Source organism: Candidatus Accumulibacter propinquus, from assembly GCF_056856495.1.
In genome coordinates, this window is record NZ_JBSEHC010000006.1 from 237,948 (window position 1) to 258,233 (window position 20,286).

Here is a 20,286-nt window from a genome sequence, read left to right on the forward strand (position 1 = left end):
AGGGGGGCGGGTCAGTACGCCCCGTGCCGCTGCACAAGCCCGGGTGCAGGCTGTCAATGCGAAGGACGTGCTCGCTGTATCAGGGCCATCCGCAAGGTGATGCTCCACCGATGATCCCGGCAGCTGAGGGGGCGTCGGCGGCATCCCGCAACACCGCAAAGGTGCGCTGCGAAGGGTGACCCGCGTTGCTCTGCGGCGCAAGAATTCCGGCATATCGCAACTGACTGACCATGCGTGAGACCGTCTCCAGGGTCAGTGCCGTGATGTCGGCCATGTCCTGGCGTGACGGCAGGACCACCAGCAGTTCGCCAGCCACCTGCCGCGCCGGACTTTCTTCGCCGGGATGTGCAAGCATCATCACCAGGCGGCGGACACGGTCGGCGGCCTGCCCACAGCGCAAGCCGATGACCTCGGCGGCGCGGCGCTGGGTCCTGGCCAGCGTATGCAGCAGCGAGTCACCGGCGGGAACGGTCTGCCCTTCCGGCCAGGGTTCGAGAACGCAGGTGGAGAGGGCAGTGGCGGTAAAGGTGTACTTCCCGAACAGCAGTGTCTCGGCACCGATGATGTCGTTCTGCACGGCCAGAGTGGCAAAACTTTGTTCGCCGTTGGGTTCCTCGCGGTCGAGGCGGACCGAGCCGCTCAGCACGCGCCAGGCACCGCCGTGGGCCTCGCCGGCGTAGATGCGCTGCCCGCGCCTGAAGTGGGGTCGCCACTGTTTCGCGCGCAGCGCCTGTGGGACGGTGCTGCGTGAAATCTTTTCGGCATTCAACATTTCTGCTTCCTCTCGCTCCTAGAATCGTAGATTCATGCCGGCATAGATCGAGCGTCCCATGCCGGGAACCGCGGTTCCCCATGCGGGGTTGCCGCTCCCAGGGTTAAGCGCCATGGTGGTTCCTTGACCGACGTAGGCGCCGCCAAGCGGCAGCGAATAGAACTTGTTGAACAGGTTGTCGACTCCAAGGTCGAGTCGCACCTGCTTCCAGGTGTAGCTGCCGCGCAGATTGGTCAGCCCGTAGCCCGCCGTCCTGGTTTCGTTGCGCACGTCGGAGAGATCGTCTTTCGCCGCAACCGCGACAATCTCGACCACACCTTTCCAGCCACCCAGCGCGTGCGTCAGCGCCAGCTTGCCGTTAAGCGGCATGATGTTGTAGAGGCCGTCGCCGGTGTCAAGATTCTTGCCGTGGGTGTAGGTGAGCGAGCCGGTGAGGCCAAAATCACCCATCCCGGTCGAGGCGAGCGGCATGTGCCCGGAAACATCGAGGCCGTAAAGCTCGGCCGACTGGTTGGCATACTGGAGGACAACGAACTGATTGGTCGTCGTGCGGTTGGCTGGCGTGCAGGATGCGCCTGCCGGGCAGCGAATGGCATCGATGTAGTCGGTGACCCGTGTGTAGTAGGGCGTGGCGCGAAATTCCCAGCGACGGTCCGCCGCATGCAGGTCGAAGGAGGCGGAAACGGTGTGCGCCTGTTCCGGCTTGAGATGGATATTGCCGAAGTAGCCGTTACCGTCGCCGACGAAGTTGTTCATCACGGCAGCCATCGACCAGGTCGACCAGGTGTAGCGCTCATACAGGTTCGGCGATCGTACCTTGCGCGCGACGCCGAATTCGATGTCGCTGTTGGCATCCGGCGTATAGCGGGCAAGCGCTGTCAGGTCCCAGTTGTTGTCGGCGCGCTCGTGATTTTGCGAATTGAACGCGGCGGCGTCCTTCTTCTGATCGTTCACCATCATGCCCATGCCGTTGGTGGTCGGGTCATAGCCCCGAACATTGCCGGCATCCGTCGTGACCCGTTCGTAACGCACACCGAGCAGGGTCAGCCATTGCCTGTCGAGGTGCGACTCCCACTCGCCGAACAAGCCTGCCCGGTCGCGCGAGCCGTCGTTGATGTTGTCGAACGTGCCGGGCCACATCATCGCGCCGGATGGTGGCCACCAGTCGTTGAGGGTGTAGTGCTGATAGAGGCCACCGACGCGGAGCAGATTCCGCGTATCGACATTCATCTCCGCCTTGACGTTCACCCCGGTGTTGCTGCTCTTGGTATACATCGGCATGCCGGCCGCGCATCCGGCCATCGCGCCGTTCACCATGCGGGTTCCGGAAATCGGGGAACATGGCGAACCGTTGACCGCGTTGTCACCTCCAGAACCTGCCGGTGGCGCGCCAGGGCCGTACCAGTACCGCTTGTCGGGTCCGAAGTCCATGAAATGCGGGTCGACTTTCTCGTAATAGGCCCTCGCCTCGAACTGTCCCCAGTCGTATTGACCGAGATAGCGCAGGTTGAATGTCTTCTGCTCGTTGTCGAGCATGTCCATGCGCTGGTTCGGATAAAGTTGTTCGGGGATGTGCTGGAATCCGAACTTGGCCTCGACGAGATGGTTGCCGCCTTTCAGTGCGAAGCTCAGCATCTGGTTCAGGCTCTCGTAGGCCGTCGAGCCGACTTCGTCGAGCGGCAGCGTGTGCCCGATGCGGCCGGTGGCCGTGGTCGTCTTGAAGTTGCCGCCGGCCTTGTAGTTGTCGGCCCGGGCACTCGAACCGGTATAGGTCAGGCTGATGTTTTCGGTGGCGGCAGTCGCCGCGATGTTGGCGCCCCAGGCGTTGCCGTTGCTGCGGTAGAAGCCGCCGAGCTGGCCCGTAGTCAGGACATTCTGGCCCGGCGCAGCGAACACCGGCGCCGGCGTCTCGGCGATGATCGTGCCGGCGATGCTGTCGCCACCGACGCTGACCGGCGTGATTCCGGCATAGACCTTGAGTGTGCCGACATTGGTCGGATCGAGGTAGGACAGCGGCGGGTTCATGTGGTTGGGGCAGGAAGCGATCAGGTCCATGCCATCGACCTTGATCCGGATGCGGTCATCAGCCAGGCCGTGAATTGCCGGCAGGCTGGATACCCCTCCGGCACCGTAGAGGCTGACTCCCGGCAGGCGTTCGAGCAGGCGGGCGGTGTCGCTGCTGGCCGCACGGTAGGGCACGATGCCTGCCGCATCGATAAGGCTTGCAACAAACGGCTCCTTGTCGTCAATGCGTGCCGCCTTGACGACGACTTCGCCCATTACCGGTACATTTGCCGCGTCCTGCGCAACCGCCGCATGCCACAGGCCCGGCCAGCCCAGCGCAGCGGCTACCGCCAGCGCACTTGGTTTTTTGACGAATTTCATTCCCCACTCCCCCATGTTTTTGGTATGCGGCATTCTAGGGAGTGCTGCCGGGTTGTGGAATGTGACATTTCGCCGCACGCGCGTGCACGCGCAGGCTGCTCAGTGAAGGCGAAAACGCTTGTCAGACGGCGGCCGTCTGCTGCTCGGCAGGCTCCTGAGTGCCGCCGCTCTCGGTCACGGGCGCTTGTTCAGCCGCCAGCGCTTCGTACAGCATGGCCATGCTCCGGGTCGAGTGTTCGATGGTTTTTGCGTCATCGGCGCTGAGCCTGCCGGAGCTGGCGATAGCGCGTCGAGAGACATCGACAATAAGTTGCGAATGTTGCAGCAGGCGGCCACGGATCGCGTTGAGTTGCTGTAACTTGGCGATCTCGGCCACATGCAGGTCTCGGTTTGCTTCGTCGCGCGCCGCCTCTGTACGCGCGCTGTCCAGGTCACGCAGGGCCATCACTTCGTTCATCGACGCCTTCCACCACCCCAGGAAGTTTGCCCGGTGATCGATCAGTGCATTCAGCGACTCACCCATGGCGTTGATCTCGTCACGTCCGCCGGGCACTGTCGGAACGCGCCCGGTCGGTGTTCCGTAGGCCAGGTCGTCGAGCAGGCCGGCCATTTGCCGAACGGGACGAACGATGCGCGCCGTGATCAGCACTGCGAAGACGATGGACAGGGTGATCGCGCAGGCCATCACGATCAGGCTCAGACGAACGCTGGCCTGCGAAGATTCGGTGATTTCGCCGGTACGGGCAGCCATCATCTGATTTGCTTGATCGACGTTTTGCCGGATCAACGGTACGACATGGTTGGCAGCCGCATCCATCTCCCGAGTCCGTTCCGCGATGATGGCACGCCGTGATACCAGCACCAGAAAACTGCGTTGATAATCACGCAGCAGGCCGCTGAGGAGTTCCTTGTCCGCAGCGGCAATATTCGACTCGGCAATCTGGGCGCGAATGCTTCTGGCGATTTCAACGACCATCTGCGGGTAGGAGTCGTCGCCGCGCAACAGGTAGTCCTTCTCTCGCCGCCGGAGCTGGAGGACGTTGGTTTCGAGGTTGCTGACCTGGAAGGCGTCGAGAATCGCTTCCATGCGCTGCGCCGCATCGCGGAAAGGCCCCTTGCCACCGTCGACGACACCGGCCTTGAGTGCGCTGTCGGAATATTCCGCGAAGGTTCTCGCGTAAACCGCCAGTTCGGCGAGTAATTTCTGCTTCACCGCTTCCTGCAGATCGGAAGTCTCGACCAGTAGGCGGAACTCGGTGACCAACTGGCGGACGCGCTCGCGGTACCTCGGATCCTTTCGCAAGGCGAAGTCTTTCTCGTTGCGGCGAATCTGCAGCAGGCTGGTGTAAAGACGGTCGACGTTGTAGTTGGCCGACAGTTCGTGAAGACGATGGATGCGGTTGCGGAAGGAGCCCTGAATCCCGGAGTTCTCGTCCAGGCCCATGCTCCGCCAGGCATCGGCGACGGCATGAAAACTCGCCTGATAGGTCGCTATCAGTGCCTGGAGTTCCTCGGCGGTCTGCCGCGACTGCTGATCGACCGTAGCCAGTGCCTTGACCTTTTCGAGCAAGGCCTGCAGATGCTGTTCGACTTTCCCGACGAAGCGTTCCTGGTGCTCGATCAGGAAGTCCTTTTCTGCTTCTCGCGCCGCGGCCATCTCGATCTCGATTTCGAGCGCCAGCGACTTGCGGACTTCGAAAACGGCATGGAGTTGCCGATAGTCGTCGAGTACCGAGCGCAGCGTGTGGTGGTAGTGCCAGACGACACCGATGAAGAGCACGCCGACCAGTCCGAAGCCGAGGCCGAGCCGTTCACCAATCCGCAATTTACTGGAAAATTTGGTCATATCTCGCTCCAGTCTGGTGAAACTGGCATTCGCCGGGCTTGCCGCACTCCGGTCGGCAAGCGCCAGCAACGACTTTCGGGTTGCGTCTACAAGCAGGCAAGGCGCTTGACTGACAGTATATCTGGCGCATCGAGTTGCTGTCGAACGGCATCTGTGGGGACTCGGCGGCCCTCCTGCGTCGACGAAAGCCAGAGGTCATTGCGGGTGTGCCGCTGTTCGGGGGGCAACCCTGCAGTCAGAGTCAGCCGGCGAACAGCCGGGCATTGATGTATATGTGGACGCCGATGCTCGCCGCATAGCCGAGGGCGATCGCCCAGGTCCACTTCAGGTGTGAGCCAAAGGTATAGACACCGCGGGCGATGCCCATCAGGGCGACACCGGCGGCCGAGCCGATGGACAACATGCTGCCGCCGACACCAGCGGTCAGCGTCACGAGCAGCCATTGGCCGACGGACATCTGCGGATCCATGCTCAGGACAGCAAACATTACCGGGATGTTGTCAATGAAGGCCGAAAGAACGCCGACGAGAATGTTGGCGACGGTTTGCCCCAGTCCGTCGTACAAAAGGGCGGATGTTCTTGCCAGATAGCCAAACTGACCGAGCCCGCCGACACAGAGGATCACGCCGTAGAAGAAGAGCAGGGTGTCCCACTCGGCCTTCGCCACCTTGCTGAAGAGATCGAAAGTCTCATGTTTGTGTCCGGTGACGTCGAGGGGGTTGTCACCGCTCAGCATGCGCCCTTCGACTTTGCTCAGGTAATAGGCGAACAGCGACAGATAGCCCATGCCCAGCATCATCCCGACGGCCGGCGGCAGATGCAGGAAGTTGTGGAATGACACAGCGGTGACAATGGTGAGCAGGAACAGCACCATGATCCGCTTCGCTCCCATTTTCATGCTTATCTTGGTGTCAATGACCTGCGGCTTGCCTTTCGGCACTGTCAGGCTCATGCAGACCGCTGGCACCAGCCAGTTGATCAGCGAGGGCACGAAGAGGGCGAAAAAGCTGAAAAAATCGACCTTGCCCTTCTGCCAGATCATCAGCGTGGTGATGTCGCCGAAGGGGGAGAAAGCGCCGCCAGCATTGGCTGCGACCACGATGTTGATGCACGAAACGACCATGAAGGCCGGATTGTTGGCGCCCACGGCCATCACCACCGCGCCCATCAGCAGGGCGGTGGTGAGGTTGTCGGCCACAGGAGAGATGAAAAAGGCAAGCAGGCCGGTCATCCAGAAGATCTGGCGCAGGGTGAATCCCTTGGTGACCATCCACGAGCGCAGCGCCAGGAAGGTATTGCGTTCTTCCATCGCGTTGATGTAGGTCATCGCCGCGAGCAGGAAGAGAAACAACTCGACGTATTCGCTCAAATTGTGCATCACCGCGGCGTGGGCATGGTCGGGCTTGCCGAGGGCCTGGTAGGAGAGGGCGACCAAGATCCAGATGATGCCGGCCGCAACCATCACCGGCTTGCTTTTGCGTAGATGCAACTGCTCTTCAAACATCACCAGTACGTAGCACACGACAAACAGCACCAAGGAGATGATTCCCATGACACTGCCGGTGAGATTCGCGATCTCGCTGCTGCCGCTTGCTGCCCAGGTCAGCGCAGGTATAACCAGCAGGGTAAAAAGGGCTACCAGATGTGGGTACATCGATGCAACTCCTTTAGTACGAGGTGGATGAGGCTTTGGAAGGCAAAGGGGGACGCCGCGTACGGGTTGGCGAGCAGATCCTCTCCGGCGCAATGATGGAGATAGGGCGAAGGGCATCATCGGGTGCCACGGCTGACCACCTTCATGAAGAGGGGGCATGATGTGACTGGCCGAGTTTCTCCCCTCGATTTGCAGGTCAAAGGTCTCTTCAATCAAGGGGCTACGACCAGCACTGCCTCGTTCTCGCTCCACAGGAACTGTCCGGTTTGCCTGCGCCAATGAGCTGTGCTGCGGGCAAGCGGTTGCCCCAGACGGGCCAAAAAGCATGGCAAGAAGGCCAAGCCTCTCGACAAAGTCAATCAATCAAAGAATTGAAAGTTGGTCGATCGAGATGCCAGGAAACGCCTCGAACCGGACAGCCTTGGCGAAGGCCGTCGTTGGACGTCTCAACGAATCCGCCTGACGTGCGCTCCGAGTTGCCCCAGCTTGTCCTCGATTCCCTCGTAACCCCGGTCGAGATGATAGATCCGCTCGATCAACGTTTCACCCTGCGCCACCAGTCCGGCGATGACCAGGCTGGCCGAGGCGCGCAAGTCGGTGGCCATCACCGTCGCTCCTTGGAGATGTTCGACGCCGGTGACCATCGCGTTGTTGGCGTCGATCCTGATGTCCGCTCCCAGGCGAATCAATTCAACGGCATGCATGAAGCGATTCTCGAAGATCGTTTCGCGAATCACCGCCGATCCCTCGGCAACACAGTTGATGGCCATGAACTGTGCCTGCATGTCGGTCGGAAAGGCCGGGTAGGGCGCGGTGCGCACGCTGACCGCCTTCAGTCGCGCCGGTGCCTGGAGGGTAATCGCATCGCGCTCGATGACGATGTCGCAACCGGCGTCGAGCAACTTGTCGACCACTGCATCCAGATAGGCCGCTGACGTCCGGGTCAGGCGAACTTGGCCGCCGGTTGCTGCCGCGGCACAAAGATAGGTACCAGTCTCGATGCGGTCGGCCATGATCGGGTGTGTCGCCCCGTGCAGACGTTCCACTCCCCGGATGCGAATCCTGTCGGTGCCGGCGCCGGATATCTGCGCGCCCATGGCGACCAGGCAATTGGCCAGATCGACTACCTCAGGCTCGCGCGCGGCGTTCTCGATGACCGTTTCTCCGGCCGCGAGCACGGCGGCCATCATCAGATTCTCGGTGCCGGTGACGGTGACCATGTCGGTGACGATGCGTGCCCCCTTGAGGCCGCCGGCGCCCGCCTTGGCATGGATGTAGCCGTGCTCGACATGGATTTCGGCGCCCATCGCCTGCAGCCCCCGAATATGCTGCTCCACCGGGCGCGCGCCGATCGCGCAGCCCCCCGGCAGGGACACCCGCGCTTCACCATGACGCGCCAGCAGGGGACCAAGCACGAGGATCGAGGCGCGCATGGTCTTGACCATGTCGTATGGGGCGAGCGGGTTGTCAAGGCCGCGGCTGTCCAGTGATACGCCATGGGTACCCTCGTCGGTGACCCGTACGCCCATCTGTTCGATCAGGCGCAGCATCGTCGAGATATCCCGGAGTCGCGGCACGTTGCTCAGATGCAGTGGCTCCGACGAAAGCAGGCCGGCGCAGAGGATCGGCAGCGCCGCATTCTTGGCGCCGGAAATGGCGATTTCTCCCGCCAGCGGCGTGCCGCCCTGGATCAGCAACTTATCCACGCGCAGCGCTCCATTCGTCGGGGGTCTGGGTTTTCATCGACAGGGCGTGCAGTTCGCCGCTGTCGAAATGCCGGCGAAGCACCTCGTTCACCCGTTGCTGGCGTTGCACACGCGTCTTGCCGACGAACTCGGCGCTGACGATCAGCGCCTCGAAATGGTGCCCATCGCCGGCGACCTGCAGGTGTTCGCAGGGTAGACCGTCGGCGATGATCTGTTGGACTTGTTCAGGCTGCATCATGATTCAGGACCTCAGTTTGTAGCCGCTCCTGAGCAGCGCCAGCGTCGCCGCCGACACCAGCAGGAAACTCGTGGCGATGACGGCCAGGCTGACTTCCGGCGGTACGTCGGAGACGCCGAAAAAGCCGAAGCGAAAGCCGTCGATCATATAGAAGACGGGATTGAAACGCGACACCTGCTGCCAGAACTCGGGCAACGAATGAATCGAGTAAAAGACCCCGGAAAGCATGGTCAGCGGCATGATCAGGAAGTTCTGAAAACCCGCCAGTTGGTCGAACTTGTCGGCCCAGATGCCGGCGACCATTCCCAGCGCACCCATGATCGCCCCACCCAGGACGATGAACGCCATCGCCCACAGCGGCGCCACCAGCGCAGGCACGGCGAAGACCATCGTCAGCAGCAGGACGCCGGTCCCGACCAGCAGACCCCGGAGAATCGCTGCCGACACGTAGGCGAGGAAGAACTCGACGTAGGAAATCGGTGGCAGGAGAACAAAAACCACACTGCCGGTTACCTTCGACTGGATCAGACTCGATGAACTGTTGGCAAAGGCGTTCTGCAGGGCCGACATCATGACCAGGCCGGGAATCAGGAAGGCGGTGTAAGGGACGCCATGAACCTGCACATGCGCTTCGAGCACATGCGAGAAGATCATCAGATAGAGCAATGCCGTCAGCACCGGCGCTCCGACGGTCTGAAAGCTGACCTTCCAGAAGCGCAGCACTTCCTTGTAGAGCAGGGTTCGGAAGCCGGTCATGGCCGCTGCCCTTCCTGCCGGTTGCCGTTGTCCTGCATGACACCGAGGAAGACGTCTTCGAGGTCGGTCTGCGTCAGACGCAGATCGTCGATCGCGCAGCCGGCCTCACGCAGCGTGGCCAGCAATGGTTCGATCTCGGCGATACTGCCGAGGTGGAAGGTCCACGTCCCTTCACTTTCCGTGGCGCCGGCGCGCAGCGTCTGGGGGATTGGTGCAAGGCCGGCCAGGCGCAGGCTCAAGGTCTGGCCCGAGAAGCGGGCCAGCAGGTTGCGAGTCGTATCCAGGGCCACCACCCGTCCCTGTTTGAGCATTGCGATGCGCCCGCACAGGGCTTCCGCCTCCTCAAGGTAATGCGTGGTCAGGATCACCGTATGTCCGTCGCGATTGAGGCGCTGGACGAACTGCCACAAACCCTGCCGCAACTCCACGTCGACCCCGGCCGTCGGCTCGTCGAGGACGATCACCGGTGGTTTGTGCACCAGCGCCTGGGCGACCAGCACGCGTCGCTTCATGCCGCCGGAGAGACTGCGCATATTGGCGTTGGCTTTGGCGGTCAAATCGAGGTTGGCGAGAATCTCGTCGATCCAGTCGTCGTTGTTGCGGATTCCGAAGTACCCGGACTGGATGCGCAGCGTCTCGCGAACGGAAAAGAACGGATCGAAAACCAGCTCCTGCGGTACCACCCCAAGCAGGCGACGCGCGGCACGGTACTCGGAGCGCACATCGTGCCCCATGATCATCAACTTGCCGGCGTTCGGGCGAGAGAGGCCGGCCAGACAGGAGATCAAGGTCGTCTTGCCGGCGCCATTGGGGCCGAGCAGCCCGAAAAACTCACCCTCGGCAATCTGCAGGGAAACGCCGGCCAGCGCCAGCAGGGAGCCGAAACGCTTTTCGACGCGATCGATGGCAACGGCGATGCGCATGGGATCCAGCCTGGTGACGGGGGGGTGTCCCCGTCAGGCGCGAGGGAGCAGTTCGGACACGCCGTAAAGCGTTGCCAGGCTGATCAGGTTTGCCGGCGGATTGGCAACGCGCAGGGTGATGCCCCCGGTGCCGGCCGTGCGCAACCAGGCAAAGACGACGCTCAAGGCTGAGGAGTCGACTTCGGTGACCGCCGCGAGATCAAGCAGCGTCAGGCCCGTATTCTTGCTGGACAGCAACAGGCCGCGCCCAGCCTCAAGCAGGGCGCGTGCATTGGCAATGATCATCGGTACCGTAACGCGCAGACTGCCGTCCGCCTGCTCGATCATTTCTTGCCGGCTTCGAGTTGCTTGTTGCGATTGCTGAGCATCGTGATCAGGCCGTCGAGACCAGTGTTGCTTACTTCCTGCTTGAAGGTGTCGCGATAGTTGGTGACCAGGCTGACGCCGGCGACGACGACATCGTAGACCTTCCAGGCGTCCCCCTGCTTTTCAAGCGAGTAATCCAGTTGCACCGGCTTGCTGCCGGGTTGCACGACTTCGGTCTTGACCACCACGCTGGTATCGCCGGCCTGCATCTTGCTGGGTTTGTAGACGACGGTCTGGTTCTTGTAGGAAGTCAACGCGTTCGAGTAGGTGCGCACCAGCAGCGTCTTGAACTCCTCGGAGAGGCGTTTCTTCTGCTCCGGCGTCGCCTTGCTCCAGTCGCGTCCCACAGCGAGCGCGGTCATGCGCTGGAAATTGAAATACGGGAGCACCTTGGTCTCGACCAGATCGATGGCCTTGCGGGTGTTGCCGCTCTGGATGTCCTTGTCCTGGCGAACGACGGTCAGCACATCCTCGGTGACCTGTCGGACCATGGCGTCGGGTGCGAGCTCCTGCGCGACGGCAGGGGCAACCATGGTCAACAGGGCAAACAGCAGGGAAAATAAAGCTTTCATGGGCGCTTCCTGGCAAAGTGGGGTCGTGAACCCGGCGGGAGGTGCATCCGCCTACTGTGAGGATTCTTCGTCAACGGCTTCGTGCGGCAGCTCGCCGTCAAAAATCTCGCTGCGGCGATGCTGCAGGTAGGCGTTCCTGATGTAGTCGTATTTGTCGAAAGCGGCCTCTTCGACCACCTTGTCGGCGGGCAGGAGGCTCGCGCGCACGCTGATATAGCGGGTAGCGACCAGGCTGTTGCGCAGCCCGATATCGTCGATCCGCCAAACCGGGTCGAAATACGTGTCTAACCATCCAGCCGAACGTATCGCGTGTCGTACGTGGCCCGATAATCGGCCAGTAGAAATAGGGACCGTCGCCGACCCCCCATTTGCCCAGGGTCTGCCCAAAGTCCTCGGAATGCTTGGTCAGGCCCATTTCCCCGGCGACGTCGAAGGCGCCGCCAATGCCTGCGGTAGCTGTTGATCAACACCCGGCCGACATCGGAAACGGCCTGCTGGCCCTTGCCCTGCAGCAGATTGTTCACCGCTGTCCAGACGTCCCAGATGTTGCCGAAGAAGTTGCCGACGACCACTTTCACCGGCAGCGGCGCGGCCGCGTCATAGCCCTGGGCGACCGGTTTGACGACCAGATCAAGGCCTTCGTTGACCGCAAACATGGCCCGGTTGAAACCCTCGAAGGGGTCTTTGGGGTTGTTCGCGGTGGTCGCACAGCCACTGGCGGCGAAAATCGCCGCGGCACAGGCCATGCAGGACACGCGCTTCGAATGGTATGGTTTCACACAATTTCCTTTCATTCTATTTGTCGCTCTGTCCTTCGGACGCCTTGTTGAACATGAACTGACTGATCAGCTTTTCCAACACCACCGCCGACTGTGTCTTGGCGATCACTTCGCCAGCCTTGAGCATCGACTCATCACCCCCCGGATCGAGGCCGATGTACTGCTCGCCGAGCAGGCCGGCGGTCAGGATCAGGGCGAAGGTATCCTTCGGGAAGCGATAGCGGCCGTCGACATTGAAGACCACTACTGCCTCGTACGTTTCCGGGTCGAAACGGATATCGGCGACCCGTCCGACGACGACGCCGGCGCTTTTCACCGGCGCGCGCACCTTCAAGCCACCGATGTTAACAAACTTGGCCGTCAGCGGGTACGTCTCGGAAAAATTGGCTGCTGCCAGATTTCCGACCTTCAGCGCCAGGAACAGCAATGAAGCCAATCCCAGGGCAACAAAAACACCGACCCACAGGTCGAGCAACTTGCGACTCATCAAGCCTCCCGGAACATGAACGAGGTCAACACAAAGTCGAGCGACAGGATCGCCAGGGCCGACTTGACGACCGTGCCCTTGATCGAACTCGACACGCCTTCAGCGGTTGGCACGGCGTCGTAGCCCTCGAAGACTGCAATCAGGGAGACGGCGATACCGAAGACAAAGCTCTTGACGATGCCACTCCAGACATCGTAGCGAAAATCAACCGAAGCCTGCATCTGCGACCAGAAGGCACCTTCGTCGACGCCGATGAAAACGACGCCGATCAGGTATCCGCCGAAAACGCCGGTGGCCGAGAACAGCGCTGCCAGCAGGGGCATCGAGATTACTCCGCCCCAGAAGCGCGGGGCCACGACGCGTGCAATCGGATTGACCGCCATCATGTCCATTGCAGTAAGCTGCTCGGTGGCCTTCATCAGGCCAATTTCTGCGGTGATCGATGAACCCGCGCGCGAGGCGAAAAGCAGGGCGGCGACCACCGGGCCAAGCTCGCGCACCAGCGACAGGGCGACCAGAACGCCGAGCGCGTCGGCGGAGCCATAGCGCTGCAGCGTCTCGTAGCCCTGCATCCCGAGCACCATGCCGATGAACAGGCCGGAAACCATGATGATCAACAGCGACTGGAAACCCGAGAAATAGATCTCGCGAATGGTCAGCGACAGACGCCGGAACGACTGCCCGGACCAGTACAGCAGCATGAAAAAGAAGCGCGTCGCAAATCCCAGTCGTTGCAGGGCGTCGTTGACGCGCCGTCCGAGGCCACTGATCGCCGACAGCATCGCTCCGGGTTTCGGGTCAGGACTGGGCATACACGCCTCTTCCGAGCAGTTCCTGAGCGAGCGGGGCCGCTGGATAGTGGAAGGGGACCGGTCCGTCCGCTTCGGCGAAAACGAACTGATGCACGAAGGGATGTTTCGACGCCCGGATTTCATCGGGCGTTCCGAGCGCGACAACTTTTCCGTCGGACATGAAGTAGATGAAATCGACGATCAGCAAGGATTCCTGGATGTCGTGGGTGACCATGATCGTCGTCGCGCCCAGCGCATCATTGAGCTTGCGGATCAGCTGGCCGATGACGCCGAGAGAAATCGGATCGAGGCCGGCAAACGGCTCGTCATACATGATCAACATCGGATCCAGGGCAATCGCCCGCGCCAGTGCCACCCGTCTGGCCATGCCGCCCGAAAGCTCGGCCGGCATCAGGTCATGCGCACCGCGCAGGCCGACGGCATTGAGCTTCATGAGCACCATGTCGCGAATCAGTTCCTCCGGCAGATCAGTGTGCTCCCGCATCTGGTAGGCAACGTTGTCAAATACCGAAATGTCGGTGAACAGCGCGCCGAACTGAAAGAGCATGCCCATGCGCCGGCGCAGGGCGTACAACTCGTCGGCGCCCAAGGCGGGTACCGCCAGTCCGTCCACCAGAACCTCGCCGCGGCTCGGTTTGAGTTGTCCGCCGATCAGGCGCAACAGGGTGGTTTTCCCGCAGCCCGAGCCGCCCATGATGGCCACCACTTTTCCGCGCGGGATCTCCAGCGTGATGCCCTTGAGGATCGGGCGATCCTCGTAGGCAAAATCAAGATCCCTGATCTCGACCAGATTTTCGGCAGGCACAGCAGCATCCCGGGGCAAGAAAATGAGCGCGAATTATACCTGAGCACCTCGGGGTCGGCTGTGAATTACTTGACGTTAATACAATTGTGGAATAATGCCGAACACGCTCATTCCTTAGGCGGCACCAGCGCTTGATGCCCACTCGTCCGGAAACCTCCTTGCCAGAAAGACCGCTGCTGCTCATCGTCGATGATGACGCACTGATCTGTGACACCTTGAGTTTTTCGATGCGTCCGCTCTTTGAAGTGGTTACCAGTCACTCGCGTCCGCACTGCATGCAACTGCTGCGAGAGTTGCGAAGAGCGCCATCACTGGCGTTGGTCGACCTCGGCCTGCCGCCGGTCCCGCATCGTCCCGACGAGGGGCTGGCGCTGATTTCCGACCTGCTCAAGGCCGCCCCGGAGATCCGCATCGTCGTCCTCTCCGGGCAAAGCGACGAGGGCAACGCGCGTCATGCGCGCGCCCTCGGTGCCGCAGATTTCGTCGCCAAGCCGTGCAATCCGGCCGATCTGCAGCAGGTCCTCAAGAGAGCGCTGGCGTTTCGCGCGCTCGACGAAAGGCACCACCAGACGGACGGCACATCGCCGCTGATCGGCAGCAGTCCGGCCATTGAAAAACTGCGGGTGCAGCTTCGACAGTATGCCGATTTGCCTTTCCCGGTGTTGATCGAAGGAGAGTCGGGCAGTGGCAAGGAGATCATCGCCTCCAGTTGCCTGCATTTTGGTACCCAGCGCAGGGAACGGCCGTTCCTGGCGCTCAATTGTGCCGCGATATCGCCGAACCTGGTCGAGGCAACCCTGTTCGGCTACGCCAGAGGTGCGTTTACCGGTGCCGTGACGGTGAAGTCCGGTTATTTCGAGGATGCCGCCGATGGCACCCTGTTCCTCGACGAGATCGGCGAACTGGCACTCGATCTACAGGCCAAGCTGCTGCGCGTGCTGGAAAATGGCGAGTATCAGCGGCTCGGGGAAACGCGGAAGCGGGTCAGTCAGGCGCGCATCATTGCCGCCACCAACCGCGACCTGCGTCGGGAGGTCAAGGCGGGAAACTTTCGTGCCGACCTTTATCACCGCCTCTCGGTGTGTTCGATCGTTGCCCCGCCGTTGCGCGAGATGGGGGAGGACAAGCTGCTCCTGATGGAGCACTTTCGTCACCACTATGCGGCGCAAACGCGACAGCCGCCGTTCCACCTCGCCGCCGAAGCGGAAGCCCTGTGGCGCAGCTACGCCTTTCCCGGCAATGTTCGCGAACTGCGCAACATCGTCATCCGCCTGACCACCAGGCACGCCGGGCAGGTCGTCGGCGCCGCGGCGCTGGAAGTCGAACTCGACCTGCCCGACGAGCCGCCACCCGCAGCGGCGCCGGCGACAAGCGTGCTCGACCAGGGCGCCGGCGATGCCATCGTCACTGCTGCCATGCATCGCCTGCGTCAGCGGGAGCCTTTCAGCCTCGACCGCCTGCTCGATACCACCGAACGCGGCTACATCGAGGCCGCGCTGAAGCTGGCGCACGGCAATGTCAGCCAGGCGGCGCGACTGCTGGGCATCCATCGGACGACGCTCTACAACCGCATGGAAGCTGCGGCGCGGGAGCCATGATGTATCTGGATCATTTCGGTTTGCAGCAGGCGCCCTTCCGCATCACGCCGCACACCGAGTTCTTCTTTGCCGGGGCCAACAGGGGCGCCACGCTCGAGGCACTGTGCTACGCAATCACCCACGACGAGGGGATCGTCAAGGTCAGTGGTGAAGTGGGCAGCGGCAAGACCATGCTCTGTCGGATGCTGCTGGAGAAACTGCCGGACAACGTCGAGACGGTTTATCTGGCCAACCCCACCTTGTCGCGTGACGAGATCCTGCTGGCCATTGCCGCCGAACTGCGGATTCCGCTTCCCGAAGAGCGCAGCCATCTGCTGCTGCGCGCGCTACAGGAGCGCCTGCTGGAGATCTATGCCGCCGGGCGTCAGGTCGTCGCCCTGATCGACGAAGCGCATGCCATGCCAGCGGAAGCTCTGGAGGAGATCCGCCTGCTTTCCAATCTGGAATCGAGTCGGCACAAGTTGTTGCAGATTGTGCTCTTCGGCCAGCCCGAACTGGATCAGCGCCTGGGTGAAAGCGCCATGCGCCAGCTCAACGACCGCATTACGCACAATTTCCGACTCGAACCACTGCATCGTCGCGACGTCGCCGGGTACCTGATGTTCCGTCTGCGCGCTGCCGGCTACCGCGGTCCGGACCTGTTCACCAAAGGCGCCATCCAGTTGATCAGCAAGGCCTCCGAGGGGCTCACCCGGCGCATCAACATCCTCGCCGACAAGGCCCTTCTGGCCGCCTTCGCCGAAGGGGGCCACCAGATTGATTGCCGGCAGGTGCGGGCGGCGGTCCGCGACGCGCAGTTCAAACCCATCGCGGGTCGTGTCGGCGTCCGCTGGGCATGGGCCGCCGCGGCCGCGACCGGTTTGTGTACGATAGTCGCTCTGGCGTACCTGGCTGGCCGCCATGACGCCGGCAGCACGGCAGCAGCGCCGCTGCCGATCAGCACCTTGCCGGATGGTGCCGCGCCCCTGTCGTCGCCAGCGGAAGTCGTTTCGTCAGTGGTCGCGGTGCCTGCTGCTGTACATCGCGAGTCTGGCTCGCCGGTGGCAGAGACCACCGGCGCAGCACTGTCGCTGACGCTTGCCGAGAGAATTGCCGCCAGCCAGAATTGGCTGAAAAGGACACCTGACAACCATTATTTCATCCAGTTGCTGGTGACTGACGCCGGCAGCCAGCGCGAAGTGGCCGATTTCATTGCCAACAACAGCAGAGCTCTCGATTTGCGGCAGCTTCGGGTTTATCGTTCGAGTTTCGGAGGCAAAGAGCGACTCGGGGTCATTTATGGCGACTATGCTTCCCGTGAGCAGGCCAACGCCGCGCTGGCAACGCTTGGCGAGATCAGTCCGTCGAGCAGGCCGTACGTGCGGCCGGTGGCCAGGTTGCGCTCTGCGCGTCTTCCGGAAGGATCAGAAAGCAAGGCCTTAAGACAATAAAAATCATGTACTTGTAAGAAAGTTCCGGCGTGGTATCATGAACTCACCCATTGACTGGATCAAGCTTGAGCGTGTCCCTGCGAATCCTGCGCCTCACTGGCGCCCTCCTTCTCCCGCTCCTGTTCGGAGCCTGTACGCCGACCACGCTCAGCAACGGGCCGTCGGCGGGGCATCTGCAGGCGGATAGTGTCGCCAAGCCGCAGGGCGCGATTCCGCAGCCCGTACAGCAGAGCGTCTATTTGCCCAAGCCCCGCGCCATCGGCAAGACGGAAACCTACAGCGTGGTGGTCAACAATGTGCAGGTGCACGACCTGCTGTTTGCCCTGGCCCGTGACGCCAGACTGAACGTGGACGTCCATCCTGGGCTCACCGGCCTGGTGACCCTCAATGCCATCGACCAGACGCTGCCGCAGTTGCTCAGCCGCATCGCCAAGCAGGTGGACATGCGCTTCGAACTCGACGGCCCCAACCTGGCGGTGATGCCCGACGCGCCCTATCTCAAGAACTACAAGGTCGACTACGTCAATATTGCTCGCGACGTCACGGCCACCGTGTCGACCAATACGCAGATTTCGACCAGTTCGCTGGCGACCGGTAGTGGTGGCGTCGCGGGCTCCGGAAATACCTCACGCATCCAGATCGAGAACAAGTCGAGGAACCGCTTCTGGGAGTCGCTCGAAAAAAATCTCAAGGATCTGCTGCACGAAACCGACAAGGTTTTCCCGGAGGGCTCGACCGAAACGGTGACCGAGCAGACGGCCTCGCAGAGCACGACCGGCACAGGTGCCGCCAGTCCGCCCAACGCCGCGGCACGTGTGGCGCAGGCCGTGCAGACGCTGGCCGGCAGTCCGAATCCGACGACGCTGCAGAACAGCGGCGCCACGGTAGTCAAGCGCATGACCTTCCGGGAAGCGGCATCGGTAATTGCCAATCCGGAAGGCGGGGTGATCACCGTTCGGGCGACCTCGCGACAGCACGAGAAGGTGCAGGAGTTCCTCGATCGGGTGATGAGCAGTGCGCGCCGGCAGGTGCTGATCGAAGCCACGATCGTCGAGGTGACACTTTCCGATGGTTACCAGCAAGGCATCGAATGGAGCCGGTTGACCCAGGCGACCGACATCAGCATCACGAAACCATCGCTGACCACGAACGTGCAGAATATTGTCACACCGTACGTTCTCAAGTACGACAGCAAGAATCCCTTGGGGGTGTTGGCAACCGTGGATTTGCTGCGCGCTTTTGGCACCGTCAAGGTGCTCTCCAGCCCAAAGCTTTCGGTGCTCAATAATCAGACGGCAACGCTAAAGGTTTCCGAGGATTTTGTGTACTTCAGTGTCAAACAGGACACGTCTACGCTCGGCGGGACGCAAGGCGGCACGCTGACCGCCACCACCACGACACCACAGTCGGTGTCGATTGGCTTCTTCATGAGCCTGACGGCGCAGATCAGCGATAGCGGCACGGTCACTTTGAACGTTCGGCCGTCGATTTCAAGCATCGTAGAACTGAAGCAGGATCCCAATCCGGCCTTGGCCGCAAACAATATCAAAAACCTGGTACCGCAGATTCGCATGCGCGAGATCGAGTCGATGATGCGTGTCGAAAGCGGGGACATTGCGGTACTTGGGGGCTTGATGGAGGATCGCCTGGACAACCGGACCGGGCGCCTGCCGGGCCTCGGCGATATTCCGTTTCTCGGCGAGGTTTTCAACAACCGCAACAACTCGTCAGTGAAGACGGAACTTGTCGTTCTCCTGCGTCCGACGGTGATCAATGATGCATCGATCGACGGCGATTACCGGAGCTTCAGAGAAACCCTGCCCAACAGGGAGTTCTTCAAGAGCGACCAGGTCTACCGACCGTTCTCGCTTCCCGAGCGACATCCGGTACCGCTGCAATGAGCCTGCTCATGGATGCCCTGCGCCGGGCCGAAGAGGCCAAACGGCTTGCCGGTCCGGCAGGGAAGCCAGACGCGCCTTCTCCGCTCGAACTCACCCTCGACCCACTTGAGCCGACGCGTCCCGCAAGCCGGCCACTGCCACCGCACGCCAGGCGCCCTGACCCGTTCGACACGGAGACGAGCCTGGAAACAGGCCCGACGCCGGCCCGACGTAGCTTCCCGTTGCCGGGAGAGATGCCGGCAGATTCCAGCAGCGGCGATGCCGGCCAACGTAGCGCGGCGAAAAACCTCTTTGCCGCCAAGCAGGCTTCCCGTTCGTCGCGCCGATCGCTGTGGATCTTTCTGGGTCTGGGAGGCCTAGCGACACTGGCGATTGGCGGTTATTTCTGGTGGCAGTTGCAAACCCTTTCCGGTGGCGCGCTCGCCAGACCGCCAGTCGCGGCATTGCCGGCAAGCCAGACACCTGCACCCCTGGTGCCGGCCGTTCAGCGCCCGGCTCCCCCTTTGCCGGCGCCGCTGGTCGCGGCTCCGGTAGAGTCGCCGCAACCGGCGACCGCCGTCAGGACACCTGCCGCAGCGCCGCGTGCGGGGCTACCGCAAAGAGAGTTCGCCGGCGTTCCGGGCGGCAGCGCGTCGGGAGTTTTCCGTCCGGGTGGCGGCCGGGAAAAGCAGCAGCAGGCGCTCGACCTTGCCTACCAGGCGTGGCAGGCGGATCGGCTGGACGACGCGCGCCACGGTTATGAGCAGGTCCTGCGCAGCGACGCCAGAAATGCCGACGCGTTACTCGGTCTGGCGGCGATTGCTGTCCGCCAGGGGCAGCCAGAGCGTGCGCATGACCTGTATCAGCAGGTGCTCGAATCCGACCCCAACGACGTCACCGCGCAGGCAGCCTTGATCAACCTGCGCGGGCAGGGCGATGCGGGCCAGTCCGAGAGCCGTTTGAAGACCCTGCTGGCCAGCCAGGCCGATTCGTCCGCCGTCCCGTTTGCGCTGGGCAACGTCTATGCCCGGCAGGGCCGCTGGAGCGAGGCGCAGCAGGCTTATTTTCAGGCCTATGCGCTGGAACCCGACAACGCCGATCTCCTCTTCAACCTGGCCGTCAGCCTTGATCACCTCCGTCAGCACAAACTGGCAGTGCAGTACTACCGGATGGCGCTGAGTGCCGCCGAAACGCGGCGTGGCGCCTTCGACAGGAACGCTGCCGGGAAGCGCATTCTTGAACTGCAACCGTAATTCCGGCACCTTGCAGGGATTTCT

18 protein-coding genes and 1 pseudogene are annotated in these 20,286 nt (G+C 62.0%); 4 read left to right on the forward strand and 15 right to left on the reverse strand.

Annotation, left to right across the window (positions count from 1 at the left end):
• Positions 1-79: 79 nt before the first annotated feature.
• The 15 genes and pseudogenes from AC15MQ_RS19380 to AC15MQ_RS19450 form a co-directional block, all read right to left on the reverse strand.
• Positions 80-772, reverse strand: coding sequence for a Crp/Fnr family transcriptional regulator (locus tag AC15MQ_RS19380; protein WP_483081049.1), 693 nt, complete (start codon positions 770-772; stop codon positions 80-82).
• An 18-nt stretch (positions 773-790) separates the two neighbouring features.
• Positions 791-3,157 (reverse strand): TonB-dependent receptor, encoded by a 2,367-nt coding sequence (locus AC15MQ_RS19385; RefSeq protein ID WP_287669027.1) that lies wholly within the window; start codon positions 3,155-3,157, stop codon positions 791-793.
• A gap of 121 nt (positions 3,158-3,278) precedes the next feature.
• Complete coding sequence (locus AC15MQ_RS19390; RefSeq protein ID WP_483081050.1) at positions 3,279-5,003, reverse strand: hypothetical protein; 1,725 nt, start codon at positions 5,001-5,003, stop codon at positions 3,279-3,281.
• A gap of 241 nt (positions 5,004-5,244) precedes the next feature.
• Complete coding sequence (gene nhaD / locus AC15MQ_RS19395) at positions 5,245-6,657, reverse strand: sodium:proton antiporter NhaD (protein ID WP_287653436.1); 1,413 nt, start codon at positions 6,655-6,657, stop codon at positions 5,245-5,247.
• Positions 6,658-7,103: 446 nt separating this feature from the next.
• Positions 7,104-8,363, reverse strand: a complete 1,260-nt coding sequence (gene murA / locus AC15MQ_RS19400) for a UDP-N-acetylglucosamine 1-carboxyvinyltransferase (protein ID WP_287653366.1) — start codon at positions 8,361-8,363, stop codon at positions 7,104-7,106.
• The gene (locus AC15MQ_RS19405) at positions 8,356-8,601 is read right to left on the reverse strand and encodes a BolA family protein (protein WP_287653367.1); all 246 of its coding nucleotides are present in this window, start codon (positions 8,599-8,601) and stop codon (positions 8,356-8,358) included. Before AC15MQ_RS19405 ends, murA begins: the two co-directional genes overlap by 8 nt.
• 3 nt (positions 8,602-8,604) lie before the next feature.
• Positions 8,605-9,357 carry an ABC transporter permease gene (locus tag AC15MQ_RS19410; RefSeq protein WP_287653368.1) on the reverse strand — a complete coding sequence of 251 codons (753 nt, stop codon included), beginning with the start codon at positions 9,355-9,357 and terminating at the stop codon, positions 8,605-8,607.
• Entirely contained in the window at positions 9,354-10,280 is a 927-nt protein-coding gene (locus AC15MQ_RS19415; protein ID WP_332337303.1) for an ABC transporter ATP-binding protein, read from the reverse strand. Before AC15MQ_RS19415 ends, AC15MQ_RS19410 begins: the two co-directional genes overlap by 4 nt.
• Positions 10,281-10,313: 33 nt before the next feature.
• Entirely contained in the window at positions 10,314-10,607 is a 294-nt protein-coding gene (locus tag AC15MQ_RS19420; RefSeq protein ID WP_483081051.1) for an STAS domain-containing protein, read from the reverse strand.
• Positions 10,604-11,218: an MlaC/ttg2D family ABC transporter substrate-binding protein gene (locus AC15MQ_RS19425; RefSeq protein WP_483081052.1), complete on the reverse strand. Its 615-nt coding sequence runs from the start codon at positions 11,216-11,218 to the stop codon at positions 10,604-10,606. Before AC15MQ_RS19425 ends, AC15MQ_RS19420 begins: the two co-directional genes overlap by 4 nt.
• Positions 11,219-11,269: 51 nt before the next feature.
• A pseudogene (locus AC15MQ_RS19430) lies at positions 11,270-11,612 on the reverse strand (MlaA family lipoprotein); the annotation flags it as partial.
• The gene (locus AC15MQ_RS19435; RefSeq protein WP_483081053.1) at positions 11,503-12,012 is read right to left on the reverse strand and encodes an MlaA family lipoprotein; all 510 of its coding nucleotides are present in this window, start codon (positions 12,010-12,012) and stop codon (positions 11,503-11,505) included. The pseudogene AC15MQ_RS19430 and the gene AC15MQ_RS19435, both read right to left, overlap by 110 nt.
• Position 12,013: 1 nt before the next feature.
• Positions 12,014-12,484 carry an outer membrane lipid asymmetry maintenance protein MlaD gene (gene mlaD / locus AC15MQ_RS19440; RefSeq protein WP_287653373.1) on the reverse strand — a complete coding sequence of 157 codons (471 nt, stop codon included), beginning with the start codon at positions 12,482-12,484 and terminating at the stop codon, positions 12,014-12,016.
• Positions 12,484-13,266 (reverse strand): lipid asymmetry maintenance ABC transporter permease subunit MlaE, encoded by a 783-nt coding sequence (mlaE, locus tag AC15MQ_RS19445; RefSeq protein ID WP_287653438.1) that lies wholly within the window; start codon positions 13,264-13,266, stop codon positions 12,484-12,486. Before mlaE ends, mlaD begins: the two co-directional genes overlap by 1 nt.
• Positions 13,267-13,282: 16 nt before the next feature.
• Positions 13,283-14,101, reverse strand: coding sequence for an ABC transporter ATP-binding protein (locus AC15MQ_RS19450; protein WP_350496523.1), 819 nt, complete (start codon positions 14,099-14,101; stop codon positions 13,283-13,285).
• Between the two features lie 134 nt (positions 14,102-14,235).
• Between AC15MQ_RS19450 and AC15MQ_RS19455 the strand changes: the two genes are divergently transcribed.
• The 4 genes from AC15MQ_RS19455 (at position 14,236) to AC15MQ_RS19470 (ending at position 20,262) form a co-directional block, all read left to right on the forward strand.
• Positions 14,236-15,699: a sigma-54 dependent transcriptional regulator gene (locus AC15MQ_RS19455; RefSeq protein WP_332337300.1), complete on the forward strand. Its 1,464-nt coding sequence runs from the start codon at positions 14,236-14,238 to the stop codon at positions 15,697-15,699.
• Entirely contained in the window at positions 15,696-17,129 is a 1,434-nt protein-coding gene (locus AC15MQ_RS19460; RefSeq protein WP_483081054.1) for an AAA family ATPase, read from the forward strand. The genes AC15MQ_RS19455 and AC15MQ_RS19460 overlap by 4 nt, the downstream gene beginning before the upstream one ends.
• Positions 17,130-17,200: 71 nt before the next feature.
• Positions 17,201-19,030 (forward strand): type II secretion system protein GspD, encoded by a 1,830-nt coding sequence (locus tag AC15MQ_RS19465; protein ID WP_287653439.1) that lies wholly within the window; start codon positions 17,201-17,203, stop codon positions 19,028-19,030.
• Positions 19,027-20,262: a tetratricopeptide repeat protein gene (locus tag AC15MQ_RS19470; RefSeq protein ID WP_287669016.1), complete on the forward strand. Its 1,236-nt coding sequence runs from the start codon at positions 19,027-19,029 to the stop codon at positions 20,260-20,262. The genes AC15MQ_RS19465 and AC15MQ_RS19470 overlap by 4 nt, the downstream gene beginning before the upstream one ends.
• Positions 20,263-20,286: the final 24 nt, after the last annotated feature.